General features: G+C 70.3%; 24 protein-coding genes and 1 tRNA gene. 7 read left to right on the plus strand and 18 right to left on the minus strand.

Going from position 1 to position 23,447, the window contains the following annotated elements; all coding sequences use genetic code 11:
• Positions 1-94: 94 nt before the first annotated feature.
• Entirely contained in the window at positions 95-910 is an 816-nt protein-coding gene (ccsA, locus tag VGO20_RS07715; protein WP_327501735.1) for a cytochrome c biogenesis protein CcsA, read from the minus strand.
• Between the two features lie 134 nt (positions 911-1,044).
• Between ccsA and VGO20_RS07720 the strand changes: the two genes are divergently transcribed.
• Together VGO20_RS07720 and VGO20_RS07725 are read left to right on the plus strand one after the other, a co-directional pair.
• The gene (locus VGO20_RS07720; RefSeq protein WP_327501736.1) at positions 1,045-2,205 is read left to right on the plus strand and encodes a bifunctional 2-C-methyl-D-erythritol 4-phosphate cytidylyltransferase/2-C-methyl-D-erythritol 2,4-cyclodiphosphate synthase; all 1,161 of its coding nucleotides are present in this window, start codon (positions 1,045-1,047) and stop codon (positions 2,203-2,205) included.
• Positions 2,206-2,245: 40 nt separating this feature from the next.
• Complete coding sequence (locus tag VGO20_RS07725; protein WP_414639784.1) at positions 2,246-2,731, plus strand: CinA family protein; 486 nt, start codon at positions 2,246-2,248, stop codon at positions 2,729-2,731.
• 21 nt (positions 2,732-2,752) lie between these two features.
• On the opposite strand, the gene VGO20_RS07730 is transcribed toward VGO20_RS07725, so the two are convergent.
• The 11 genes from VGO20_RS07730 to VGO20_RS07780 all read right to left on the minus strand — a co-directional run bounded on the left by VGO20_RS07730 (position 2,753) and on the right by VGO20_RS07780 (position 14,401).
• Positions 2,753-3,226, minus strand: a complete 474-nt coding sequence (locus VGO20_RS07730; RefSeq protein ID WP_327501738.1) for a type II toxin-antitoxin system RatA family toxin — start codon at positions 3,224-3,226, stop codon at positions 2,753-2,755.
• A gap of 60 nt (positions 3,227-3,286) precedes the next feature.
• Entirely contained in the window at positions 3,287-4,246 is a 960-nt protein-coding gene (lipA, locus tag VGO20_RS07735) for a lipoyl synthase (RefSeq protein ID WP_327501739.1), read from the minus strand.
• A 138-nt stretch (positions 4,247-4,384) separates the two neighbouring features.
• Entirely contained in the window at positions 4,385-5,782 is a 1,398-nt protein-coding gene (lpdA, locus tag VGO20_RS07740; protein ID WP_327501740.1) for a dihydrolipoyl dehydrogenase, read from the minus strand.
• 151 nt (positions 5,783-5,933) lie between these two features.
• Entirely contained in the window at positions 5,934-7,310 is a 1,377-nt protein-coding gene (locus VGO20_RS07745; protein WP_327501741.1) for a pyruvate dehydrogenase complex dihydrolipoamide acetyltransferase, read from the minus strand.
• A gap of 49 nt (positions 7,311-7,359) precedes the next feature.
• Positions 7,360-8,760 (minus strand): pyruvate dehydrogenase complex E1 component subunit beta, encoded by a 1,401-nt coding sequence (locus VGO20_RS07750; RefSeq protein WP_327501742.1) that lies wholly within the window; start codon positions 8,758-8,760, stop codon positions 7,360-7,362.
• 81 nt (positions 8,761-8,841) lie between these two features.
• The gene (gene pdhA, locus VGO20_RS07755; RefSeq protein ID WP_327501743.1) at positions 8,842-9,855 is read right to left on the minus strand and encodes a pyruvate dehydrogenase (acetyl-transferring) E1 component subunit alpha; all 1,014 of its coding nucleotides are present in this window, start codon (positions 9,853-9,855) and stop codon (positions 8,842-8,844) included.
• 159 nt (positions 9,856-10,014) lie between these two features.
• The gene (locus VGO20_RS07760; protein ID WP_327501853.1) at positions 10,015-10,419 is read right to left on the minus strand and encodes an FtsB family cell division protein; all 405 of its coding nucleotides are present in this window, start codon (positions 10,417-10,419) and stop codon (positions 10,015-10,017) included.
• A 62-nt stretch (positions 10,420-10,481) separates the two neighbouring features.
• Entirely contained in the window at positions 10,482-11,141 is a 660-nt protein-coding gene (gene tmk / locus VGO20_RS07765) for a dTMP kinase (protein ID WP_414639782.1), read from the minus strand.
• Between the two features lie 2 nt (positions 11,142-11,143).
• Positions 11,144-12,295 (minus strand): D-alanyl-D-alanine carboxypeptidase family protein, encoded by a 1,152-nt coding sequence (locus tag VGO20_RS07770; RefSeq protein ID WP_327501744.1) that lies wholly within the window; start codon positions 12,293-12,295, stop codon positions 11,144-11,146.
• 86 nt (positions 12,296-12,381) lie between these two features.
• Positions 12,382-13,311, minus strand: coding sequence for a septal ring lytic transglycosylase RlpA family protein (locus VGO20_RS07775; protein ID WP_327501745.1), 930 nt, complete (start codon positions 13,309-13,311; stop codon positions 12,382-12,384).
• Positions 13,312-13,384: 73 nt separating this feature from the next.
• A complete protein-coding gene (locus VGO20_RS07780) occupies positions 13,385-14,401 on the minus strand; it encodes a lytic murein transglycosylase (protein ID WP_327501746.1) in 1,017 nt (338 codons plus the stop codon).
• 589 nt (positions 14,402-14,990) lie between these two features.
• Here VGO20_RS07780 and VGO20_RS07785 point away from each other — a divergent pair.
• Entirely contained in the window at positions 14,991-15,587 is a 597-nt protein-coding gene (locus VGO20_RS07785) for a hypothetical protein (protein ID WP_327501747.1), read from the plus strand.
• Positions 15,588-15,598: 11 nt separating this feature from the next.
• Positions 15,599-15,982, plus strand: a complete 384-nt coding sequence (locus VGO20_RS07790; protein ID WP_327501748.1) for a hypothetical protein — start codon at positions 15,599-15,601, stop codon at positions 15,980-15,982.
• An 18-nt stretch (positions 15,983-16,000) separates the two neighbouring features.
• Here VGO20_RS07790 and VGO20_RS07795 read toward each other — a convergent pair whose 3' ends face one another.
• From VGO20_RS07795 to VGO20_RS07815, 5 genes are all read right to left on the minus strand, one after another.
• Positions 16,001-18,658, minus strand: a complete 2,658-nt coding sequence (locus VGO20_RS07795) for a valine--tRNA ligase (protein WP_327501749.1) — start codon at positions 18,656-18,658, stop codon at positions 16,001-16,003.
• A gap of 92 nt (positions 18,659-18,750) precedes the next feature.
• Positions 18,751-19,347, minus strand: coding sequence for a DUF2497 domain-containing protein (locus tag VGO20_RS07800; RefSeq protein ID WP_327501750.1), 597 nt, complete (start codon positions 19,345-19,347; stop codon positions 18,751-18,753).
• 153 nt (positions 19,348-19,500) lie between these two features.
• Positions 19,501-20,886 carry a TolC family outer membrane protein gene (locus VGO20_RS07805; protein ID WP_327501751.1) on the minus strand — a complete coding sequence of 462 codons (1,386 nt, stop codon included), beginning with the start codon at positions 20,884-20,886 and terminating at the stop codon, positions 19,501-19,503.
• Entirely contained in the window at positions 20,886-21,188 is a 303-nt protein-coding gene (locus VGO20_RS07810) for a rhodanese-like domain-containing protein (protein ID WP_327501752.1), read from the minus strand. Before VGO20_RS07810 ends, VGO20_RS07805 begins: the two co-directional genes overlap by 1 nt.
• An 86-nt stretch (positions 21,189-21,274) precedes the next feature.
• Positions 21,275-21,931, minus strand: coding sequence for a protein-L-isoaspartate O-methyltransferase family protein (locus tag VGO20_RS07815; RefSeq protein ID WP_327501753.1), 657 nt, complete (start codon positions 21,929-21,931; stop codon positions 21,275-21,277).
• Positions 21,932-22,158: 227 nt separating this feature from the next.
• On the opposite strand from VGO20_RS07815, the gene VGO20_RS07820 reads away from it, so the two are divergent.
• Together VGO20_RS07820 and VGO20_RS07825 are read left to right on the plus strand one after the other, a co-directional pair.
• Positions 22,159-22,232: transfer RNA gene (locus tag VGO20_RS07820), tRNA-Cys, on the plus strand.
• A 161-nt stretch (positions 22,233-22,393) separates the two neighbouring features.
• A complete protein-coding gene (locus VGO20_RS07825; protein ID WP_327501754.1) occupies positions 22,394-22,552 on the plus strand; it encodes a hypothetical protein in 159 nt (52 codons plus the stop codon).
• Positions 22,553-22,572: 20 nt separating this feature from the next.
• Here VGO20_RS07825 and VGO20_RS07830 read toward each other — a convergent pair whose 3' ends face one another.
• On the minus strand, positions 22,573-22,917 hold the full coding sequence (locus tag VGO20_RS07830; RefSeq protein ID WP_327501755.1) for a hypothetical protein: 345 nt from the start codon (positions 22,915-22,917) through the stop codon (positions 22,573-22,575).
• A gap of 65 nt (positions 22,918-22,982) precedes the next feature.
• On the opposite strand from VGO20_RS07830, the gene VGO20_RS07835 reads away from it, so the two are divergent.
• A complete protein-coding gene (locus VGO20_RS07835; RefSeq protein WP_327501756.1) occupies positions 22,983-23,417 on the plus strand; it encodes a helix-turn-helix domain-containing protein in 435 nt (144 codons plus the stop codon).
• Positions 23,418-23,447 lie beyond the last annotated feature (30 nt).

Raw genomic sequence — 23,447 nt, forward strand, 5'->3', positions numbered from 1 at the left:
CCGCGCCGATCATAACCGCGGCCCGGGCGCGGGCGCCACTGCGCGTCGGGAGCTGGACGTCGGGAGCTGGGCGTCGTGGCTGCTTCGGGGGATGTCAGCCCATCAGCACGCCGGTGACGAACTTCACCCCGGGGTAGCCGAGGGTCAGCAGCAGGTAGGCCAGCAGCGCGATCCGGGCGGCGCGGCGCCCGCGGACGCCGCTCACCGCATGCGCGGCGACGAGGCCGGCGATGGCGGCGAAGGCGGCGAAGGAGAACAGGACCTTGTGGTCGATCGCGATCACCCGGCCGGTGCCGAGATACTGGACGGCGATGCCGGTCACGAGACCGACGCCGAGGACGACCGCGGACGCCGACAGGAGCCACATCTGCAGCCGCTCGGCATCGGCGAGCGAGGGCAGCGCGCGGCTCAGCGAGTTCGGCCGCTTCGTCCGCAGCGCCCGGTCCTGGAGGAATGCCGCCAGCGCCGCCACCGCGCCGAGCGTCAGCAGCGCGTAGGTCACGACCGACACGGCGATATGGAGGTCGACCCAGATCCAGGGCGCCGACGGCCGCAGGACGGTCCCCCCGCTCCCGGCGGTCAGCAGTGCCAGCACGCCGAGCGCCGCGAGATAGGGCAGCAGCAGCGGGCTGAGCCGCCACGCCGACGCCGTCGCCGCGCACAGGGCGAGGAACAGGACCATGCAGGACGCTATGCTGACCCAGAGCGTCGCCGACACTCCCGTGCGCCAGATGCCGCCGAGCTGCACCAGCGACCAGACGACCGGCCCGGCGGCCGCGAGGAAGAGCAGGCCCCAGAACAGCCCGCCCGGCCGCACCGGCCGGTCCGCGCCGATGCGGCCATAGGCCGCGACCGAGGCCGGTACCAGTGCCAGTACGGCCATCAGGCCGAATACGAAGTGCTGCGGCATTTCCCTTCCGCCTCCCGGGCCGGCCGCTCAGGCGGCTTGGCGTGGTTGCCGCGACAGGCTAGGCTCCCGCCGATCCGCGTCAAGCACCTATTGACGCCCGGGCACCTATTCACGATCCGGCGGAACGGAACACGATGTCGACATGCGCGGCTCTGATCGTCGCAGCCGGCCGCGGCGAGCGGTTCGGAGGCGAACGCCCGAAACAGTACCAGGATCTGCTCGGCCAGCCCGTGCTGCGCCACACCCTGGATGCCTTCCTGCGGCATCCCGCGATCGATCTCGTGCAGGTCGTGAACCAGTCCGTCCATCGCGACTGGTACGCGGCTGCGGTCGCGGGGCTCGACCTGCCCGACCCGGTCGAGGGCGGGGCCGACCGGCAGGAGTCCGTCCGCAGGGGGCTGGAGCACCTTGCGGCGCGCTCGCCGGCGCCGGACTTCGTCCTGATCCACGACGCGGCGCGCCCCCTGGTCGACGAGGCGACCATCGCGGCCGTCCGCGCGGCGCTCGACGAGGGGCCGGCCGCCATCGCCGCCGTGCCGGTCACTGACACCCTGAAGCGCGCCGAGGGCGCGTCCTGCGTCGCGACCGTGGACCGTTCGGGGCTGTGGCGGGCGCTGACGCCCCAGGGGTTCCGCTTCCCGGACATCCTGGATGCCCATCGCCGGCTCGCCGGCCAGACCCTCACCGACGACGCGGCCGTCGCCGAGCGTGCCGGCCTGCCCGTCCGCATCGTTCCGGGCAACCCGGACAACATCAAGGTGACGACGCCGGACGACCTCAGCCGCGCCGCCCTGCTGCGCGCGTCCGCCCTGCCCGACATCCGGACCGGCCAGGGCTTTGACGTCCATCGGTTCGCACCCGGGGACCACGTGGTCCTGTGCGGCGTGCGCATCACGCACGAGCAGCGCCTGGAGGGGCACTCGGACGCCGATGTCGGGCTCCACGCCCTCACCGACGCGATCCTGGGCGCGATCGGCGCCGGCGACATCGGCAGCCACTTCCCGCCCTCCGATCCGCAATGGCGCGGCGCCGACAGCGCGCTGTTCCTGAGGCACGCGGTCGGGCTCGTCGAGGCGCGCGGCGGCGTGGTCTCCAACGTCGACGTCACGATCGTCTGCGAGCGGCCGAAGGTCGGCCCGCATCGCGACGCGATGACCGCGCGGCTCGCGGACCTGCTCGGCATCCCGGCCGACAGGGTCGGCGTCAAGGCGACGACCACCGAGCGGCTCGGCTTCACCGGCCGGGGCGAGGGCATCGCGGCCCTTGCGCTCTGCACGGTGCGCCTGCCGTCGTGACCACCGATCGCGCGTACCAGACAGGAAGCCCGTGATGCCGCTGTTCCCGCCCGACGTCCTGAAGAGCGCCGAGGAGGCGCTCTCGGCCTGCCGCGCCGCCGGGCTGACCGTGGCGACGGCGGAGTCCTGCACCGGCGGCCTGATCGCCGGGTGCCTGACCGAGCTCGCGGGCGCGTCCGACGTGCTCGACCGCGGGTTCGTGACCTATTCGAACCAGGCCAAGGAGGAACTGCTGGGCGTGCCGCTCAGCCTGATCGATGCCGTCGGCGCGGTCAGCGCCGAGGTCGCCGAGGCGATGGTCAAGGGAGCCCTGCTGCGCTCGCGCGCGGATCTCGCGGTGTCGGTGACGGGGATCGCCGGCCCCGGCGGCGGCTCGATCCACAAGCCGATCGGCCTCGTCCATTTCGGGCTGGGGCGGAGCGGCGGACAGGCCCGCACCGAACGCCGCGTCTTCCCCGGCGACAGGACGGCCGTCCGCCTGGCCGCCGTGGCGCACGCTCTCGGCATGCTCGCCTCGGTGGCCTAGGTCGCCGCTCAGACGTCGGGATCAGACGTTGGGGTTCGGGCTCGGGCTGGGCGCCCCGCGGGTGTCCTCGCCGTAGAGCTGGCGCGCCCGCGTCTCGAACGCCGTGACCATGCGCCGGACCGCCTCGTTGAACAGGACGCCGATCACCTTTTGGAGCATCTTCGAGCGGAACTCGAAATCGACGTAGAAGTCGATCAGGCAGCCGCCATCCTCGGTCGGCAGAAAGATCCAGTGGTTGTTCAGGTAGTGGAACGGCCCCTCGGCGTAGCTGACGTCGATGCGCCCGTCGCCGAGCGTGACGCGCGACGTGAAGCGCTCCCGGATCATCTTGAAGCCGATCACGAGGTCGGCATGGACGACGTTGCCCTCGCGGCGGCGGATGCGCGCGGCGATGCACCAGGGCAGGAACTCCGGGTACTTCTCGATATCGGCGACGAGGGCGTAGAGCTGCTCGGGCTTGTAGGGGAGTATCCGTTTCTCGGCGTGCGTGGGCATGGGGCTGGTTCCAAGGACCTCGGCGGCGCGACCGACCGTTCCCGCCGCCGCGCCCGTTCTTCAGCGGCCCGCCGCGGCGGCGAGCCGGGTCTCGCGGGCCTCCCTGAGCCGTCTGAAATCGTCGCCGGCATGATGCGACGACCGCGTCAACGGCGAGGAGGACACCATCAGGAACCCCTTGCCGCGGGCGATCGTTGCGTAGCTCGCGAATTCGTCCGGGGTAACGAAGCGGTCGACGGCCGCGTGCTTGGGCGTCGGCTGGAGGTACTGGCCGATCGTCATGAAGTCCACATCCGCGGCGCGCAGGTCGTCCATCACCTGCCCCACCTCCTCGCGCGTCTCGCCGAGGCCGACCATGATGCCGGATTTGGTGAAGATCGACGGGTCGACCTCCTTGACCCGGGACAGCAGGCTGAGGGAGGTGAAGTAGCGCGCCCCCGGCCGGATCGACGGGTACAGCCGCGGCACGGTCTCAAGGTTGTGGTTGAACACGTCCGGCTTGGCCTCCGCCACGGCCTCGACAGCGCCCTTCTTGCGCATGAAGTCCGGGGTCAGGATCTCGATCGTGGTCGTGGGCGTACGCTCGCGGATCGCGCGGATCGTGCGCACGAAGTGGTCGGCGCCGCCGTCGTCGAGGTCGTCGCGGTCGACCGAGGTGATGACGACGTGCTCGAGCCCGAGATGCGCGACGGCCTCCGCCACGTTGTCGGGCTCGTGCGGGTCGAGGCGGTCGGGCCGGCCGGTCGCGACGTTGCAGAAGGCGCAGGCGCGCGTGCAGATCGAGCCGAGGATCATGAACGTCGCGTGCTTCTTCTTCCAGCACTCCCCGATATTGGGGCAGGCCGCCTCCTCGCACACGGTGTTGAGCTTCAGCCCCCGCATCAGGCGCCGCGTCTCCGCGTATTCCGCGCTGACCGGCGCCTTGACCCGGATCCAGTCCGGCTTGCGCTGGATCGGGTTGTCGGGGCGATGCGCCTTCTCGGGGTGGCGGACGCGTGTCGTCGGGGGGACTGCGGTCATGATGGAAGGCTCCACTGGCATCCGTCACAAGTGTCGTCGGTGACGGGACGCGTCAAGCGAAACGTGCGGCCGGGCGCATGGCCGGAACATATGGCAGACCTGCGCGGCGGCCGGTCGGGACGACCGCCGCGCACGGGACTAGTAGTGGATCGTCCGCCCGTAGGCGTCGAGCACCGACTCGTGCATCATCTCCGAGAGGGTCGGATGCGGGAAGATCGTGTGCATCAGCTCCGCCTCCGTCGTCTCCATCGTCTTGGCGATCGTATAGCCCTGGATCAGCTCCGTCACTTCGGCGCCGACCATGTGCGCGCCCAGCAGTTCGCCGGACTTGGCGTCGAACACCGTCTTGACCAGCCCTTCGGGCTCGCCGAGCGCGATCGCCTTGCCGTTGCCGATGAAGGGGAACCGCCCGACCCGCACCTCGTGGCCGGCCTCGCGCGCCTTCTTCTCAGAAAGCCCGACCGAGGCGATCTGGGGATGGCTGTAGGTGCAGCCGGGGATGTTGCGGACGTCCATCGGGTGCACGTCCAGGCCGGCGATCTTCTCGATGCAGAGCACGCCCTCGTGGCTCGCCTTGTGGGCCAGCCAGGGCGCGCCGACGACGTCGCCGATCGCGTAGACGCCGGGCTCGCCCGTGCGCAGCCATTCGTCGACGACGATGTGGTTGCGCTCGGTCTTCACCTTCGTGTTCTCGAGGCCGATGTTCTCGACGTTGCCGGTGATGCCGACCGCGAGGATGACGCGGTCGACGGTCAGGTCCTCGGCCTTGCCGCCGGCCTCGATCGTCACCGTCACGTTGTCCGGCCCCTTGGCGAGCTTGCCCACCTTGGCGCCGGTGACGATGCGCAGGCCGCGCTTCTCGAACTGCTTGCGCGCGAAGGCGGAGATCTCCTCGTCCTCCGCGGGAAGGATGCGCTCCAGCACCTCGACGACGGTCACCTTGGAGCCCAGCGCCGCGTAGAAGCTCGCGAACTCGATGCCGATCGCGCCCGAGCCGATGACGAGCAGGCTCTTCGGCATCACGTCGGGCACCATCGCCTTGCGGTAGGTCCAGACCAGCTTCTGGTCGGCTTCGAGCCCGGGCAGCTCGCGCGCCCGCGCCCCGGTCGCGAGGATGATGTGCTTCGCGCCGTACTCGCCGACGGGCTTGCCGTCCTTCTCGACCGCGAGCCGGCCCTTGCCGAGCAGGCGGGCATGGCCGTCGATCACCGTCACCTTGTTCTTCTTCAGCAGGCCGGTGACGCCGCGGTTGAGCTGGCCGGCGACCTTGCGCGACCGGTCCACGACCTTCGACAGGTCGAAGGCCCATTCCTTGGCCGAGAAGCCGTAGTCGCCGAGATGCTGGAGGATGTGCGCCACCTCGGCCGAGCGCAGCAGCGCCTTGGTCGGGATGCAGCCCCAGTTCAGGCAGATGCCGCCGAGATGCTCGCGCTCGACGACGGCGGCCTTCATGCCGAGCTGTGCCGCGCGGATCGCGGCGACGTAGCCGCCCGGGCCGCCGCCGACGATGATGACGTCGAATTGGGTTTCAGCCACTGTGCGTTCCTCTTCCGTCCGGGTACCGTCGCCGCCCGCCCTGTATCGGGTCCCGGATCGGGTCGCGGCGGGATGCGGGCACCCTGCCGTGATCCGACCCGAGCCGATGGGTTGGGGGCGGCTTTCCGTTCACGCTGAACCGAACACCGCTCTAGAGCAGCATGCTGAGCGGGTCCTCGATCAGCTTCCTGAACGCGGCGAGGAACTCGGCGCCGACCGCGCCGTCGACGACGCGGTGGTCGACCGACAGCGTGCAGCTCATCACCGTCGCGACCGCGAGCGCGCCGTCGCGGACCACCGGGCGCTGCTCGCCCACGCCGACCGCGAGGATGCAGGCCTGGGGTGGATTGATGATCGCGCCGAAGTCGCGGACCCCGTACATGCCCAGGTTGGAGACCGAGAAGGTGCCGCCCTGGTACTCCTCCGGCTTCAGCTTGCCGTCGCGCGCGCGCTTGGCCAGGTCCCGCATCTCGTTGGAGATCTGCGCCAGCCCCTTGGCATGGGCCTGCTTGATGATCGGCGTGATCAGGCCGGACGGGGTCGCGACCGCCACCGACACGTCGGCATCCTCGAACATCAGGACCGCGTCCTCGGTCCAGGCGGCGTTCGCCTCGGGCACCTTCTTGAGCGCCAGGGCGCTCGCGCGGATCACGAAGTCGTTGACCGACAGCTTGTAGGCGTCCGAGCGGCCGTTCAACTCCGTGCGGACCTTGAGCAGCTCGTCCACGACGCAGTCGACGGTCAGGTAGAAGTGGGGGACCGTCTGCTTCGCCTCGCTCAGCCGGCGCGCGATCGTCTTGCGCATGCCGCTGTTCGGCACTTCCTTGAAGCGCATGCCGAGCTTCGTCGCGAAGTCCCGCGCATCGACGCCCACCGGCTTCTGGGCAGCCGGGGCCGCCGCCGCGGGGGCTGCGGCCGCTTTCGGCGCCTCGGCGGGCCGCTTCGGGCCGCCGGCCAGCGCGACCTCGACGTCGGCCTTGACGATGCGGCCATTCGGGCCGCTGCCGCCGATCGCGGAGAGGTCGAGCCCCGCCTGTTCGGCCATGCGGCGGGCGAGCGGGCTGGCGAAGACCCGGTCGCCGCCCTGCCCGCCCGCGGGAGCCGGTTTGGCGGCCGGCGCCGGCGGCGCCGGCCGGTCGGGCGCCACCGCCTCGTCGCGCGGCTGCCCGCGCTGCGCGTCGGCCGCAGTGGCGACGGGGCCGTCCTTGCCGGCGGCGCTGCCGTTACCGGCGCCAGCCTTGCCGGCGCCGCCCTTGCCGACGTCGGTAAGCGCGCCCTCGTCCTCGCCCTCCTCCAGCAGCACGGCGATGGGGGCGTTGACCGCGACGCCCTCGGTTCCCTCGGGAACCAGGATGCGCGCGATCCTGCCCTCGTCGACGGCCTCGACCTCCATGGTCGCCTTGTCGGTCTCGATCTCGGCGATCACGTCGCCGGCCTTGACCTCGTCCCCTTCCTTCTTGTGCCACTTCGCGAGGTTGCCCTCGGTCATGGTCGGCGACAGCGCCGGCATCAGGATCTGGATCGGCATGTTTTCCCCCCGATGCGCGCCCGTCGGGCGCGCTACACAGCGTTGCGCGTCAGTTCCGGTAGCAGACCTTCTTCGCCGCCCGGACGATGTCGTCGGGCTGCGGCAGGGCCAGCTTCTCGAGATTGGCGGCATAGGGCAGCGGCACGTCGGCCCCGTGCACGCGGACCACCGGCGCATCGAGATGGTCGAAGGCGTGCTCCATCATCAGCGCCGCCATCTCCGACCCGATGCCGGCGAACGGCCAGCCCTCCTCCACCGAAACGAGCCGGTTCGTGCGCTTGACGCTGTCGACGATGGTCGCGACGTCGAGCGGCCGGATCGTGCGCAGGTCGATCACCTCCGCGCTGATGCCTTCCTCGGCGAGGCGCTCCGCCGCCGCCAGCGCGTTGGCGACCTGGAGCGAGAAGGCGGTGATCGTCACGTCGGTGCCGCGCCGCAGGATCTTCGCCCGCCCGATCTCGATCACGAAGTCGGGGTCGGTCGGCACGTCGAAGCTGTGGCCGTACAGGATCTCGTTCTCGAGGAAGACGACCGGGTTGGGGTCGCGGATCGCCGCCTTCAGCAGCCCCTTGGCGTCGGCGGCCGAATAGGGCGAGACCACCTTCAGGCCGGGAACATGGGCGTACCAGCTCGAATATTCCTGGGAGTGCTGCGCCGCGACCCGGGCGGCGGCGCCGTTCGGCCCGCGGAACACGATCGGGCACCCCATCTGCCCGCCCGACATGTAGAGGGTCTTGGCGGCGGAGTTGATGATGTGGTCGATCGCCTGCATGGAGAAGTTGAAGGTCATGAACTCGATGACCGGCCGCAGCCCGTGGAAGGCGGCGCCGACACCGAGGCCGGCGAAGCCGTGCTCGGTGATCGGGGTGTCGATGACCCGCCTGGCCCCGAACTCCTGCAGCAGGCCCTGAGTGACCTTGTAGGCGCCCTGGTACTCGGCGACCTCCTCGCCCATCACGAACACGCGATCGTCCCGGCGCATCTCCTCGGCCATCGCGTCGCGCAGCGCCTCGCGCACGGTCTGCCGGGTCGTGTTGCGGAACCAGCGGTCCTCGTCGTCGGCCGGGGCCGCGCGGGGAGCCTCGTCGCGCGACGGCGTGACCGGCAGGGTCGGCCGGGCCTCCTGCTCGCCCTTCGGCCTCTGGGCCGCGACGGATTTCGGCGCGTCCTCCTCGACCGCGGCCGTCTCCAGGGCGCCCGCGTCCTCGCCGTCCTCCAGCAGGATCGCGATCTTGGCGTTCACCTGGACGCCTTCGGTGCCCTCCGGGACGAGGATGCGCGCGATCTTGCCCTCGTCGACGGCCTCGACCTCCATGGTCGCCTTGTCGGTCTCGATCTCGGCGATCACGTCGCCGGCCTTGACCTCGTCACCTTCCTTCTTGAGCCATTTCGCCAGCTTGCCTTCCGTCATGGTCGGCGACAGTGCCGGCATCAGAATCTCAGTCGGCATTCCTCTTTCCTCCGGCGCCCGCGGCGCCCATGCGCGGAACGGCACCGCGCGGGTGCCGCCGGCGATGTCCTGGACGTTGCCTCAAGACTCGACGAGAACGTCGGTCCACAATTCCGCGGGATCGGGTTCCGGGCTCTGCTGGGCGAACTCGGCCGCTTCGGTGACGACCGCCTTGATCTCGCGGTCGATGACCTTCAGCGCGTCCTCGTCGACGCCCTGCTCCTCGAGAAGCCGCTTGCGCATGTTGTCGATGGGGTCCATCTCCGAGCGCATCTTGTTGACCTCCTCCTTCGTCCGGTACTTCGCCGGATCGGACATGGAGTGGCCGCGGTAGCGGTAGGTCTTCATCTCGAGGATCACGGGGCCGTCGCCGCCGCGCGCATGCGCGACGGCCTTGCCGGCCGCCTCGCGCACGTTCAGCACGTCCATGCCGTCGACCTGGTGGCCGGGAATGCCGTAGGCGCTGCCGCGCATGTGCAGCTCGCCGGCGCTGGAGCGCTGCTGCGAGGTGCCCATCGCGTACTTGTTGTTCTCGACCACGTACACGACGGGGAGCTTCCACAGCGCCGCCATGTTGAAGCTCTCGTAGACCTGGCCCTGGTTCACAGCGCCGTCGCCGAGGTAGCAGATGTCGACCTTGCCGTCGTCTGCGTATTTGTGGGCGAAGGCGAGGCCGGTGCCGATCGGCACCTGGGCGCCGACGATTCCGTGCCCGCCGAAGAACTTCTTCTCCCGCGAGAACATGTGCATCGAGCCGCCCTTGCCCCTGGAGTAGCCCCCGCGCCGGCCGGTCAGTTCGGCCATGACGCCCTTCGGGTCCATCCCGCAGGCCAGCATGTGGCCGTGGTCGCGATAGCTGGTGATCACGGTGTCGCCGTCCTCGAGGACGGACTGGATGCCGACGACCACCGCTTCCTGCCCGATATAGAGGTGGCAGAAGCCACCGATCAGGCCCATGCCGTACATCTGTCCCGCCTTCTCCTCGAAGCGGCGGATCAGCAGCATGTCGCGATAGTATCGGAGGAGATCTTCAGTGGATGCTTTGGGGGATTCGGGCGCTTGCTGCTTGCTGCTGCGGCGTCGGGTCGTTGCCAAGAGCTCCTCCCGCGATTGGAGCGGCCTCTTCGGGCCGCCGGTCGTTTCGTCGGGATAGAACTAGCGGCGTGGAGCCGAGGTTGCAAGCGACTGTGGTGCAACGGCTTGTTTCAACTCGCGAATCCGGAATTAACCGAATTGAAGTTAATAGCCGCCGAATCAGGGTCTTACGGGTGAGGTTTCAGGCGATGTCGTGGGAAGCGCAACACTGCCGCGCGGCTGGAGAATAACGACTTCGTCCGGGCGGGTGTAATTCAGCAGCCGCCGCGCCCGCTCGTCCAGCATGTCGGGATCGAGGCTGCCCGGGCGGAGCAGCGAGGCCCGGTGGTCCAGCGTCGTCCGCTCGCCGCGGACTTGGTCCAGCACGAGCTCGGCCTGCTGGATCTCGCTCTGGAGGCGGGACTGGGCGATGAAGCCCCGGTCGCCATAGATCGCGTGGTAGACGAAATAGGTGAGGACGCCCATGCCGACCACCTGCCACGCGGCGTGGCGGGCGATCCGATTCAGGTTGTCCGCGAAGCTGTCCATGGTGCTCATGGCACCGATGGAATCACGGCCCGCCATGCCGGTCAACGCGAACGTCGCCGTCGGTGCCGGTTCCCGGGAAATGTTGCAAAAAGGACTGGTCAGCGGGGGGGAACGAAGCGCTTGTCGGCCGCGGCGCCGAGACGCGCCTCGACCACGGCGCGGATGCGCGCCTCGACCTCGTCGGCCGGCGCGTCGGCGTCCACGACGGCGCAGCGTCCGGGCTCGCGCGCGGCCAGGTCCAGGAAGCCGGCGCGCAGGCGCTCGTGGAAATCCGTTCCCATGCGCTCGTAGCGGTCCTCGCCGGCGCCGCGGCCGCGCGCACGCGCCATGCCGGTCGCGACCGGCAGGTCGAGGACGACCGTCAGGTCGGGACGGAAATCGCCGATGGCGAGTTCGTGCATGCGGACGACCAGGTCGCGGCCCAGCCCGTGGCCATAGCCCTGGTAGGCGACCGAGCTGTCCGCGAACCGGTCGGACAGCACCCAGCGCCCGGCATCGAGGGCCGGGCGCACCTTGCGGAGCAGGTGGTCGCGGCGGGCGGCCAGATGGAGCAGCAGCTCGGTCATCGGGTCCCAGCGGCCGGGTTCGCCCGAAACCAGCAACCCGCGGATTTCCTCCGCGCCCGGCGATCCCCCGGGCTCGCGCGTCGCGACGACGTCGATGCCGCGCGCCGCCAGGACCGCGGCCAGCCGGCGGAGCTGCGTGCTCTTGCCGGCCCCCTCGCCGCCTTCCAGCGTGATGAAGCGGCCGCGCTCCACGATCAGTCCGACGTCCCGGCGAGCAGGTGCATGGCCGCCGCGCCGATGCGCCCGAACGGGCCGAGCCGTTCGACGTCCGCCGCGGCGAGCAGCGGGATCTCCCGCGTGCCGATGCCGGGGCCCTCGATCACGAGGACGCCCACCTGCGTGCCGCTCGCGACGGGTGCCGCCACCGGTTCGTCGAGCCGGGCGGTCACCTTCAGGCCGTCGCGCTCCTTGCGGTTCATGGTGACCATCAGGTCCTCGCCGACCGTGACCGGCACCGCCGCCGCCTTGCCCATCCAGACCGAGGCCATCTCGACCTGCTCGCCCTTGCGGAACAGTGGATAGGAGTCGAACTCGCGGAAGCCCCATTCGATGATCCGCGCCGACTCGTCCGCCCTCGCCTGCATGTCCGGCAGTCCGTTGACGACCAGCACCAGCCGCCTGCCGTTGCGCTCCGCGGAAGCCGTGAGGCCGTAGCCGGCCGCCTCGGTGTGGCCGGTCTTCAGCCCGTCCACGCCCATGTTCCTGTAGAGCAGCGGGTTGCGGTTGCCCTGCTTGATGTCGTGATAGGTGAACTCGGTCTCGGAGTAGTAGTGATAGAATTCCGGGAAATCGCGAATGATATGCTGGGCGAGAAGGGCAAGGTCATGCGCGGTCGAGTAGTGGTCGTCGTCCGGCCAGCCGGTCGCGTTCATGAAGTTGCTGTCGTTCATGCCGAGTTCCTGGGCCCGCTTCGTCATGCGGGTCGCGAATTCCTCCTCGGTCCCGGCGAGCCCTTCCGCAAGGACGATGGAGGCGTCGTTGCCGGACTGGATGATGACGCCGCGGATCAGGTCCTCCACCCGGATCTGGTTCCCGAGCTCCGTGAACATCTTCGATCCCTGCATGCGCCAGGCGCGCTCGCTGACCGGAAGCGTGTCGTCCAGCGACAGGCGGCCCTCCTTGATCGCGTCGAACACCATGTACATCGTCATGATCTTGCTCATGGACGAGGTCGGCATGCGCTCGTCGGCGTTCTTCTCGAGCAGGACGGTGCCGGAGGTGATGTCGACGAGGACCGCCTGCTTGGCGATGGTGTCGAGCGTCGCCGCCCTCGACGGCCCCACCGCGCCGGCCGCCGCCACCACGGCTGCCACCATCACGACCCAAACGCACCGGACGAGTTTCATACCGCCACCTCTACCATTCACTCTCGAATCGCGCGCATGCCGCCCGGATAGTCTGCCGGTTCGGCCAGAATATGGCACGGACGCCGTCAGTCCACGACGACCTGCGCCCCGTTCACCCCGGCCGCGACGACGCTGCCGAGCATGCTGTCGGCCTGCTCCACCCCCGATAGCGGCCCCAGCCTGACGCGGAAGATCTGCGTGTCGCCGACCATGACCGGATCGATGCGGGCCGGGCCGATGGAGGTAAGCCGCGCCCGGAGCCGGTTCGCGTTCTCGAACACGGAGAACGCCCCCGCCTGGACATAGACGTCGCGCCGCGTGGCGTCGACCGGCAGCTGCGCCACGACGGCCGCGGGCAGGAAGCGGCCGTCCGGCTCCGTCCGTCCGGCGACGAGGTCCGTCAGTGCCGGGGCACCCCGGCCCGACGCCTGCGGGGATGCCGGGGCGCCGTCCCTCTCGACCGCCATGCGCGGGGCGGCCATCGCCGCCGGCGACCCGTCGCTCGCCACTCCCTGCCGGGTGGCGGTCGACGGCACCATCTGGAGCGCCGCCGCTGCCGCCCGGCTTTCCTGCGCCAGCAGCGTGACGCGGACCTTCGCCGCGCCGAGCGCGGGCACGGCCAGAAGCTCCGCCGCGCGCGCCGACACCTCGATGATCCGGCCCGGCGTGGCGGTGCCCCGGTCGTTGACGCGAACGATGACGGTGCGCCCGTTGTCCAGGTTCGTCACGCGCACGAGGCTCGGAAGCGGCAGCGTCTTGTGGGCGGCGGTCAGTTCGCCCGGATCGAAGGCTTCGCCGTTGGCCGTGTGGGACGGGTGCCTGTCCGGCGGATAGGTCGTCGCGATGCCGGTCGCGTCGTAGCCGTAGTCCTCGGCGGGGTAGTACCAGACCCCCTGCGCCTCGTAGGGCTGCCCGACCAGGTACACGGGCTTGCGGTCCGGGATCTGCTTGACCGCGTGCGCGACGAGGCGCGCCTCGGCGCAGGAGCCCAGGACCAGGAGGGCCGCGACCGCCATGACCGCTCTCCGGCCGCGCCGTTTCGCCATCGCGCTTGCACGCCTTTCATTCGGTGACGACACGGGGGCCCTCCTATCGGCCGATGCGGTCGGCCAGCAGCCCGACCGCGGTGGCGAAGTAGAGGGAGCGGTTCCAGCGCAGGACCGCATCGTAGTTGGCATAGACCAGGAACGCCCGCCCGCCGGCGCCGTCGGGCAGGATCAGGGACGCGGCGAGGTCGGCCTGCGGCAGGTCGGACCCGTCGGGCCTGCGGACGCCGAGGCGCTGCCATTCGCCGAGCGCGCGCTCCGTCCCGGCCGCCGCGGCCCCGGCTCCGGCCCTGGCCAGGGAGACGTCGAACCCGGAGGGCAGGCGCACCTCCCTGCCCCAGGTCCAGCGGCCGTCCCAGCCGCTCGCCTTCAGATAGTTCGCGGCCGATGCCGCGACGTCCGGCAGCGTCCCCCAGATGTCGCGCCGCCCGTCCCCGTCATAGTCCACGGCATGGCGCAGGAAGCTCGACGGCATGAACTGGCACTGCCCCATGGCGCCCGCCCAGGAGCCGCGCATGTCGCGGCGCGCGACATGCCCCTGGTCGAGGATTTCCAGCGCATCCAGCAGTTCGGTGCGGAAATAGGCGCTTCTGCGTCCGTCATGCGCCAGGGTCGCCAGTGCGGCGATCACGTCGAACCCGCCGGTGTTGCGGCCGAAATCCGTCTCGATGCCCCAGAGCGCCACGACGAAGCGGCCGGGCACGCCATACTCCTGCCCGACGCGGGCGAAGAGGTCGCGGTGCCGGCGGAACAGGTCGCGCCCCCGCGCGACCCGCGAGTCGGTCACGACGCGGGCCAGGTACTGCTCGAAGCGCATCGTGCGCTCCGGCTGCTTCCGGTCGAGTTCGACCACCCTGGGCACCGGGGCCAGTCCCGTCAGCGCCGCGTCGAGCGTCGCGGCCGACACGCCCCGTGCCGCCGCCTCGGCGCGGAGCCCCGCGAGCCAGTCCGGAAAGCCGTCGTCCGCCAGCGCGGTGGCGCCGAAGGACGCGGCCAGGAGTGCCGCCGCCAGCGCGCGGCGCAGGAACGGTCCGGCCGGGCCCCGGCCCCGCCTCCTCACTCCTCCGCCGCTCCCAGCGCCCGTCATCGCGTTCCCCACGCCGCATCGAGGAGTGGTTGTGCCACACCGCCGGAGGCGGAGCAACCCGACCGGATTAACCATTCAGCCTTTGTCACGGCCCCCGGACCGCCCCCTTGCCTTTCGCCGACCGCATCCGTTCGCAACGATGCCCGAGGGGACGCCCGAAGGGAAGGAGGTCTCGACGGTCCGAAGTACCTGGAACATGCCGGTCCCTCAAACGGAGGAGGTCCGCCACTCACTCCATCCCGGCGCGTTAACTACGGCAGGAAGGTCGACCGCCTGAGACACCGTGGAACCCTATATGACTTGCAGACAGCCTCCGAACCGGTTTCCCCGGGTCACCGTTCTCCTTGCCGGGCTGACGGCCGCGATCCTCGCCGCCCAGCCTCCGGGCATCTCCAGCCCCCTGTCGATCGCCCAGGCGCATGCCGACGACGAAGGCGGCGGCGACCGGGGAGGTGGCCGGGGCGGCGGCCACGGCCAGGGAGGTGAAGGGAGGGGTGGCGACAGAGGGGGTGGCAGAGGGGGCGGCCTGGGTGGCGGCCTGGGCGGTGACATCGGAGGCGGCTTGGGCGGTGGCCTCGGGGGAGGCCTGGGCGGTGGCCTTGGCGGCGACATCGGAGGCGGACTCGGGGGCGGTGGCGGCTCGCCCGGCGGCGGCGGCGGGAACGGCGGCGGCGGGAACGGCGGCGGCGGGAACGGTGGCGGCGGGAACGGTGGCGGCGGGAACGGCGGCGGCGGGAACGGCGGTGACGGCGGTGTCGGGTCGGGCGCCGGTAACTCCGGTCAGGGCGGATCCTCCGGAAGCGGGGGCGGCGCATCGCCCGGCGGCGATGCCGGTACGGATGCCGGTACGGATGCCGGTACCGGCGCCAACGGCGGCGGCAACGGTGGCGAAGGACCGGCTGGCGGCAGCATCGGCGTTAGCGACGATCCCGAGACACAGGCCGCGCTCGAACGGATGGGAAACCGGGACGCGCGCGAGAGGGTGGAGCCGGTCGACCGGCCGGTCCCTTGGGCGGCGCTCGCACCCGGGCATTCGGATGCGCGCAGCGCCTGGGCGTCGATAGACGGCCCGGCCGAAGGGCGCCCGCGTGCCCCGGCGCAGCTCGACCTCGTCTCCGAGGACGAGGAGGTCGACGCCATCATGTCGGGCTGGGAATGAAGGGCATGGGGATGAAGAAGACCGCCGCAAGGCGCCGCGCCGCGCTGGGGAGCGCCCTCCTGCTCTGCCTGGCGGCGACCGGTTGCGCGCTCGTTCAGCCGGAGCCCGAGGGGCTCTACGACCTCGTGGGCGGGCGCGAGCAGGTGCTGGCCGCCGCCACCCGGCAACAGGCCCTGGAATACCTGCCCCGGCGCGCCAGCATGGAATGGCGCGCCTCCGACGGCCGGTCGGCCGGCCGGATCACGCCGACCCGTACCTTCAGGGCGCCCGACGGCCGCTACTGCCGGGAGTTCGACGAGCGCGTCGTGGCCGGCGCCTTCACCGACACGTTCCGGGACGTCCGCTGCCGCACCGCGGATGGTCGCTGGCTGCTGCCGCTCGGCCCGGCCTCCTGAGAGACCGGGCCGACCCGGTCATCCCAGGCGCGCGAGCGCTTCGGCCAGCTTGGCGCGCGCCGCCTCGGCTTCGGCTCGGCGTTCGCGTTGCTCCTCGACGACCTCCTCCGGAGCGCGGGACACGAAGTTCGGGTTGCCGAGCTTCTGGTCCAGCTTCGCGATCTCCGAGGCCAGCTTCTCGATGTCGCGGGCAAGCCGCTGGCGCTCCTGGTCGAGGTCGATGATCCCCGCGAGCGGCAGGATCAGCCCCGCCTCGTCCAGGACGGTCTGGACCGAGCCTTCCGGCGGCGCCCCGTCCGCAACCTCGGCCGACGCGAGCCGCGCCATGCGCAGGATGACGTCGCGATGCGTCTCGATCCTGCGCCTCGTCTCCGGGCCGGCATCCCGCAGCAGGAGCGGTATCTGCGCCGAAGCCGGCACGTTCATCTCCGCGCGGACCGTGCGCACCGTCGAGATCAGCCGGACCACCCAGTCCAGCTCGGCGGCCGCGGACGGATCGACGAGGTCCGCGCCGAGGTCGGGCCAGCGCTCCGACATCAGGAGCCCCCGCTTGCCGCCTTGCGGGCCGGAGCCGAGCTGCTGCCACAGCTCTTCGGTGATGAAGGGCATCAGCGGATGCAGGAGGTGGAGCACGCGGTCCAGCACCCAGGCAGTGGTCGCCCGCGTCTCCGCCTTCGCGGCCTCGTCGTCGCCGTTCAGGATCGGCTTGGTGAACTCGAGGTACCAGTCGCAGAAGGTGTCCCAGGTGAACTGGTACAGGACGCCGGCCGCATCGTTGAAACGGAACGCGTCCAGGGCCTCGGCCGAGCGGCGCGCCGCGTCCGCAAGGGCGCCGACGATCCAGCGGTTGGTGGTGTGCTTCACCGCCGCCGGATCGTACCCGGCCGCGAGGGCGCAGCCGTTCATCTCGCAGTAGCGCGCGGCGTTCCAGAGCTTGGTGGCGAAGTTGCGGTAGCCTTCAACCCTGCCGACCGCCAGCTTGATGTCCCTGCCCTGTGCCGCCATCGCCGCGAGGGTGAACCGCAGGGCGTCGCAGCCGTACTCGTCGATCAGCTCGAGCGGATCGATGACGTTGCCCTTGGACTTGGACATCTTCTGCCCGCGCTCGTCGCGGACGAGGGCGTGGATGTAGATCTCCCGGAACGGCACGTCCCCCATGAAATGGAGACCCATCATCATCATCCGGGCGACCCAGAAGAAGATGATGTCGAAGCCGGTGACCAGCACGTCCGTGGGGTAGTAGCGCTCCAGCTCCGGCGTCCGCTGCGGCCAGCCGAGGGTCGAGAACGGCCACAGGGCGGAAGAGAACCAGGTGTCGAGGACGTCGGGGTCGCGTTCCAGCGGGACGCGCTCGCCGTAGTGGCGCTCCGCCGCCGCCTCGGCCTCGGCCTGCGTCTTCTCGACGAAGACGGCGCCGTCCGGGCCGTACCAGGCCGGAATCTGATGCCCCCACCAGATCTGGCGGCTGATGCACCAGGGCTGGATGTTGCGCATCCATTCGAAATACGTGTTCTCCCACTGCCGCGGCACGAAGCGGGTGCGCCCCTGCTCCACCGCCTCGATCGCCGGCCGGGCCAGCGTCTCGGCATCGACGTACCACTGGTCCGTCAGCCACGGCTCGATCACCATGCCGGACCGGTCGCCATGGGGAAGCATGTGCGTGTGGGGTTCGACCTTCTCGAGCAGGCCGAGCGCCTCGATGTCGGAGACGATCCGCTTGCGGGCCTCGTAGCGGTCCAGCCCGCGATACGCCTCGGGCACGTCGCCGGCGATCCGCGCATCGCGGTCGAGGACGTTGATCATGTCCAGCCCGTGGCGCTTGCCGACCTCGAAGTCGTTGAAGTCGTGGGCGGGCGTGATCTTGACCGCGCCCGACCCCGTCTCGGGGTCCGCGTACTCGTCGGCGACGATCGGGATCAGCCGGCCGACCAGCGGCAGGCGGACGAACTTGCCGACCAGGTCGCGGTAGCGCTCGTCCTCGGGATGGACCGCGACGGCGGTGTCGCCCAGCATCGTTTCCGGCCGGGTCGTCGCGACGGTGATGAAGCGCTCGGGATCGTCCGCCAGCGGATAGCGGAAATGCCAGAGGTTGCCCTTCACCTCCCGCGATTCCACCTCGAGGTCGGAGATCGCCGTGTGCAGCTTGGGGTCCCAGTTGACGAGGCGCTTGTCCTTGTAGATCAGCCCCTGCCGGTGCAGGGTCACGAACACCTCGACGACCGCCTCGGACAGGCCCTCGTCCATCGTGAAGCGCTCGCGCGGCCAGTCCGGCGACGCCCCGAGCCGGCGGAGCTGGCGCGTGATCGTGCCGCCCGACTCGCCCTTCCACGCCCAGACCGCGTCGATGAACGCGTCCCGGCCGAGGTCGTGCCGGGTCTTGCCCTCCTTGGCGAGGTTCCGCTCGACGACCATCTGCGTCGCGATGCCGGCATGGTCGGTGCCGGGCTGCCAGAGGGCGTCCCTGCCCTTCATGCGCTGGTAGCGGGTCAGCACGTCCTGGAGCGTGAAGGTCAGCGCATGCCCCATGTGCAGGCTGCCGGTCACGTTCGGCGGCGGCATCATGATCGTGTAGGGCGCGGCGTTCGCCCCTACGTCCGCCGAGAACGCCCCCGACGCTTCCCACTGCTGGTAATGCTTCGCTTCGACGTCGCCGGGCCGGTAGGTCTTGTCCAGCATCGCTGAACCCTTCGCTGCTTTCGGTAGGTGCTTGCGCAAAAAGGAACGGCCGCCGCGCCTTTCGGTTCGGCGGCCGTCCGTAACGGAACGGGTCAGCCGCCCTGGGCGCGGCGTACCATCTTCTCGATCTCGCGTTGGACCATGCGCTCGACGATCGGCGGCAGGTTCTCGTCGAGCCAGTCGCGCATCATGGGGCGCAGCATGTCCTTGACGATGTCCTCGAGCGTCGGACCACCGGAATGGAGCGGGAGCGAGCGGCCGCCGAGACTGCTGTGGAGCTGGGCGAAGGCGGCGCTCGCGGCGGCCGCCGCGGGCGGCGAGACCAGGTCCTCGTCCGGGAAATCCGCGCGGCGCTCCGGCTCCGGCTCGGGCCGTCTCTCGGGGGGCTGGGCGAAGAAATCGTCCAGGTTGTCCATGTCGATCTGAGGTTCCGGCTCCGGCGCGGGCGGCGCGGGCTCGTCCCAGTCGTCGTCGAGGTCGACGACGGACCCGTCGTCCTTGACCATCTGGGTCAGTTCGAGAACGTCCTCGTCCATCCGCATGGGTTCGGCGACCCGGATGTCCTCGGGGACGGCCGACGGCGGCATGGGCATGGGCTCGGGCGCGCGGTCCGGAACCGGTTCGGACTTGGCCTCGACCTCGTTGTCCTCGGAAATGATGCGCCGGATGGAGGCAAGGATCTCCTCCATCGACGGTTCTTGCTGGGACCTTGTGTCACTCATCGAAGCGCATTCCCGCGGGCCCTGAGGTAATCCATGAGCCTAGAGCAGAAGTGGTAAAAAGGCCACAAGCTTGATCGGCGGCCATATGACTCCCGGATGCGGCTTCCCGTCCGGGCCCCCTCACTCCGGCAGATCCGTGCCGTACCACTTGTCCCGGACCGCACGGTAGTAGTCCTCGTGGTCGTAATATTCCACGGGGAGGCCGAGCTGGCGCGCCGTAAGCTGCCCGATCGCCGCGAGGATCTGGAAGGTCGCGACGATCTCGTCGCGTTGCGCACGCACGAGGCTGACGCGCGCGTCGAGCAGCTCCTGCTCCGCGTCGAGGATGTCGAGCGCCGTGCGGGCGCCGACGGCCGCTTCCTGGCGCACGCCCTCCAGGGCGATATCGGCCGCCTCGACCTGCGTCTGCCGGGAGCGGATGCCGGCCTGCCCGGTCGTCAGCGCCTCCCAGGCGCGAATCGCGTTCTCGATGGACTGGCGGCGCGATTCCTCGATCTCGATCCGCCGCCGGCCGGCCTCGTGCTTAGCCTCGCGCACGCGCGACGAAACCGCGCCCGACTGGTACAGCGGGATCGTCACCTGCGCCGTGATGCTGGCCACGTCGCTCCGGTCGATGCCGGTCTGCGGTTCCCAGTTGCGGCCCACCGCGCCGCGCAGGCCGACCTCCGGCAACATCTCGCCGCGAACCTGATCGACCGCGTCGAGGGCGGCGCGCTCGGAGAACTGCGCCGCGACCACCGAGGGGTTGTTGCTCTGCGCGAGCGTGATCGTCTCCTCGAGCGAGGCCGGCAGTTCGAACCGCAGCACCGGGGAGTCAAGCTCGCCGGGGGGCGTGCCGACCACGCGGGCGAACACGGCCCGGCTCGCCTGCAGCAGGCCCTCAGCCTGGATGCGGTCGGAGACCGCGCGGGCGAGGCGCGCATCCGCCTGGCTCACGTCGGTACGGGTTATCTCGCCGACGGAGAAGCGGTCGCGGAACGCTTCCAGCTGGCGCTCGAGGACCTGCACGTTGCTGATGTTCAGCTCGACGACGGCCTGGTCGCGCACGACGTCGAGATAGGCCGTCGCCGCGTCGAGCAGGATGCTCTGCTCGGTGGACAGAAGCGCCGCGCGCTGGGCCTGGACGAGGTTCTCGGCCCGATTCGTCGCCGCCACCGTGCGCCCGCCGCGATACAGCGGCTGCGTGACGGCGATGCCGACGCTGGCCGGCCGGGTCGTGCGGTCGACAGTCCCGGTGGCGGCGCGGGCGTTCTGGTCCTGCCAGCCGATGCTGGCATTGGCCTCCGCGCTCGGCCGGTAGCCGGAAAGCGCCTGCGGGACGAGCTCGTCCGTCGCCCGGAGCTGCGCGCGCTGCGCCTCGATCGTCGGGTTGCCGAGATAGGCTTGGGCCAGCGCCTCCTCGAGGGACTGCGCGGAGGCCGCCGAGGCGAAGGACAGGGCACCGAGGCCGGCGCCGACCATGACGGCCAGCCGGCGGGCGGTGGCGGAAATCGCCTTCTTGTTCATCAATACACCTGCATGCTCGGATCGACTTCCCGGGCCCAGGCGTCGATGCCGCCCCGGACGTTCGTCGCATTGTCGAAGCCGTTCTGCCGAAGCCACGCCGTGGCGTGGGCGCTGCGCCCACCGTGATGGCAGAGCACCGCGAGCGGCCGGTCGCGCGGAAGCTCGTCGACACGGTCGGGGACGGTCTGGAGCGGCACGTCGATGCTGCCCTCGATGTGGCAGATCTCCCGCTCCCAGGGTTCGCGGACGTCGAGGATCGCGAGCGGCGCGCCCTGCTCCTTCAGCTTCCGCAGATCGGCCACGCCGATCTCCGTTGGAATCGTGCCGGCCATTTCCTCTCCTCCAACCGCTTCGATCACGAAGATAGGTCCGGGCCGGCGGGCCCGGATCAGAACTCGAACGCCGGCTTCGGCTGGAAGCCCGGCAACATGGGTGTCCCGGCCTCGAAGATGATCCGGCTGGAGACCACGCCGCTCACCTTGCGGAAGATGCGGGCCTCGCCCAGGCGGCCCTTGGGAGCCACGACCGTGACGAGCCGTCCGCCTTCGGCAAGCTGGTCGAGGATCGTGGCCGGGATTTCGGCGACCGCCCCGTCGATCAGGATCACGTCGTAGGGCGCCTGGTCCGCGTAGCCGCCGGTCAGCGGCGCCTCCACGACGACGGCGTTGTCGGCCCCGAGCTCGCTCAGCACTTCCGTCGCGCGGGCGGCGAGCTCCGGGTCCTCCTCGACCGCGACGACGGTCGCCGCCAGCCGCGAGAGGATGGCCGCCGCGTAGCCCGTGCCGCAGCCGATGTCGAGGGCGATGTCGGTTCTGCGGACGCCCGCCTCCTGGAGCAGGCGCGCCAGCACCATCGGCTCCATCAGATAGCGCCCGGGCGCTACCTGGATGTCCTCGTCCACATAGGCGATGCCCCTTGCCGCCTTCGGCACGAACTGCTCGCGCGGCACGGCCTTCAGGGCGCCGACGAGCGCATCGTCCGTGACCTTGTTGACGCGGATCTGCCCCTCCACCATGTGGAAGCGGGCGGCGGAATAATCGGGCATGGCTTGTACGCGTACGGTGTGGTTGTGCCTGGGCGCCGCGATCGCCGATCGGCAGAAGCGGGCAACGCGTATATATCCGGGCTGGACCGCGAACACAACGGCGGGACCGACATTTACCCGCACTTTCGTGGCCGGCGGCGCCGTGCGGCCCGTCGGCCGGCTTGACCCCCGATGGCCGGAAAGCTATAAGGTGCGCTCCCGCGGGGGGCCGAGCGCTCCCTTCGGATGGCGCGGTGGCAGAGTGGTGATGCAACGGACTGCAAATCCGTGAACCCGGGTTCGATTCCCGGCCGTGCCTCCAGCAGCGCCGTGAAGGCGCCGGGACCGGGAGCGGGGCTCCCGCCGCAGCTCTCCTCCTGCCCCTCCCTTTCTCCTTAATTTCCACTGAAAGCGGCTCTCTCCCTCCGCCACAATGACGTGTCGGCGCGTTTGCACGCGCAACCGGATGCGGGGGATACGATGATGAAGAGCGCGCCGCACGTACCCGTACCCGTCGTCGGCGCGGTCGCCGCGGCGGTCGTCGCGGCGTTCGCCATCCTGCTGGTGGAGGTCGCCGCCGACGGCCCGGCCCTGCCGGACAAGACGAGGCCGCTCATCCTGATGCCGCACCCGAAGGGCTGAGCTTCCGCCGCCGGGCGGCGTCAGTCGACGGTGTCGTTCGGCTTACCCTTCGCCATGTCCTGCATGTTCTGCATCGAGAACGCTTTGATCTCGGCGTCGACCTCGTCCCGGCGTCTGGCATCGGCGCTGCCCGCAGGCGCGTCGCGCAGCCTGTGATACTCCTGCATGGCGCGTTCGAGTTCCGCCTCGTCGCGTATGGGCATGGTGATTCCCCGGCATCGTTTTCGTGTCCTTGAAACGATGCCGCCGGCCCGATGTTGCGGCGGCTCGCCGCGCGCCCGGCCTTCCGGCCACGCGTCCAGGCCGGGGAGGCATCGGCGCATGCGCGACTTTTGGTGGTAAATCCGGTTGCGTGCGGATACCATCCCATCCGCGGACTACCCACCCGCCTCGACGGCCCGGCCGGAGCGACGTCCACAGGTATCGACGAATGCGACAACACAAGAACGTAGCCAACGAGATCGACGTACACGTCGGTCAGCGTCTCCGATTGCGGCGCATGCTCAAGGGGATAAGCCAGGAGCGGCTTGGCGAGAAGCTCGGCCTGACCTTCCAGCAGATCCAGAAATACGAGCGCGGCATCAACCGCATCGGGGCGAGCCGGCTCTATGAAATCGCCCAGATCCTGGACGTTCCCATCGGCTACTTCTTCGAAGAAATGCCCGAACAGGTTGCGGCGCTGGCGGATGCGCATCACGACGGGCGCGCAAGTTGGGCGTACCGGAGGCCCTTCGATTCAGACGTGCTGATCTCACGCGAAACCACGTCGCTGCTGCGCGCGTTCCAACGGATAAGGGAACCGGAAGTCCGCCGCCGCACGCTGGAGTTGTTGCGCGTCCTGGCGGATCGACCGCAGGCGGACTGAACCCGCCTCGCCAACGGCCCCGTGATCGGC

Origin of the sequence: Arenibaculum sp. (genome assembly GCF_035998295.1) — a bacterium.
In the GTDB taxonomy this organism is placed as follows: Bacteria; Pseudomonadota; Alphaproteobacteria; order Azospirillales; family Azospirillaceae; genus DASYHS01.

Coding starts and splice junctions, on each gene's coding strand:
- VGO20_RS07760 (WP_327501853.1), bottom strand. CDS start 10,419: ATGGCGGGCCGTGATTCCATCGGTGCCATGAGCACCATGGACAGCTTC.
- VGO20_RS07815 (WP_327501753.1), bottom strand. CDS start 21,931: ATGCCCGATTATTCCGCCGCCCGCTTCCACATGGTGGAGGGGCAGATC.
- VGO20_RS07835 (WP_327501756.1), top strand. CDS start 22,983: ATGCGACAACACAAGAACGTAGCCAACGAGATCGACGTACACGTCGGT.
- VGO20_RS07745 (WP_327501741.1), bottom strand. CDS start 7,310: ATGCCGATCCAGATCCTGATGCCGGCGCTGTCGCCGACCATGACCGAG.
- VGO20_RS07800 (WP_327501750.1), bottom strand. CDS start 19,347: ATGGAGGAGATCCTTGCCTCCATCCGGCGCATCATTTCCGAGGACAAC.
- VGO20_RS07825 (WP_327501754.1), top strand. CDS start 22,394: ATGAAGAGCGCGCCGCACGTACCCGTACCCGTCGTCGGCGCGGTCGCC.
- VGO20_RS07830 (WP_327501755.1), bottom strand. CDS start 22,917: ATGGTATCCGCACGCAACCGGATTTACCACCAAAAGTCGCGCATGCGC.
- VGO20_RS07750 (WP_327501742.1), bottom strand. CDS start 8,760: ATGCCGACTGAGATTCTGATGCCGGCACTGTCGCCGACCATGACGGAA.
- VGO20_RS07805 (WP_327501751.1), bottom strand. CDS start 20,886: ATGAACAAGAAGGCGATTTCCGCCACCGCCCGCCGGCTGGCCGTCATG.
- VGO20_RS07730 (WP_327501738.1), bottom strand. CDS start 3,226: ATGCCCACGCACGCCGAGAAACGGATACTCCCCTACAAGCCCGAGCAG.
- ccsA (WP_327501735.1), bottom strand. CDS start 910: ATGCCGCAGCACTTCGTATTCGGCCTGATGGCCGTACTGGCACTGGTA.
- VGO20_RS07770 (WP_327501744.1), bottom strand. CDS start 12,295: ATGAAACTCGTCCGGTGCGTTTGGGTCGTGATGGTGGCAGCCGTGGTG.
- VGO20_RS07720 (WP_327501736.1), top strand. CDS start 1,045: ATGTCGACATGCGCGGCTCTGATCGTCGCAGCCGGCCGCGGCGAGCGG.
- VGO20_RS07795 (WP_327501749.1), bottom strand. CDS start 18,658: ATGCTGGACAAGACCTACCGGCCCGGCGACGTCGAAGCGAAGCATTAC.
- VGO20_RS07775 (WP_327501745.1), bottom strand. CDS start 13,311: ATGGCGGTCGCGGCCCTCCTGGTCCTGGGCTCCTGCGCCGAGGCGCGC.
- lipA (WP_327501739.1), bottom strand. CDS start 4,246: ATGACCGCAGTCCCCCCGACGACACGCGTCCGCCACCCCGAGAAGGCG.
- VGO20_RS07790 (WP_327501748.1), top strand. CDS start 15,599: ATGAAGAAGACCGCCGCAAGGCGCCGCGCCGCGCTGGGGAGCGCCCTC.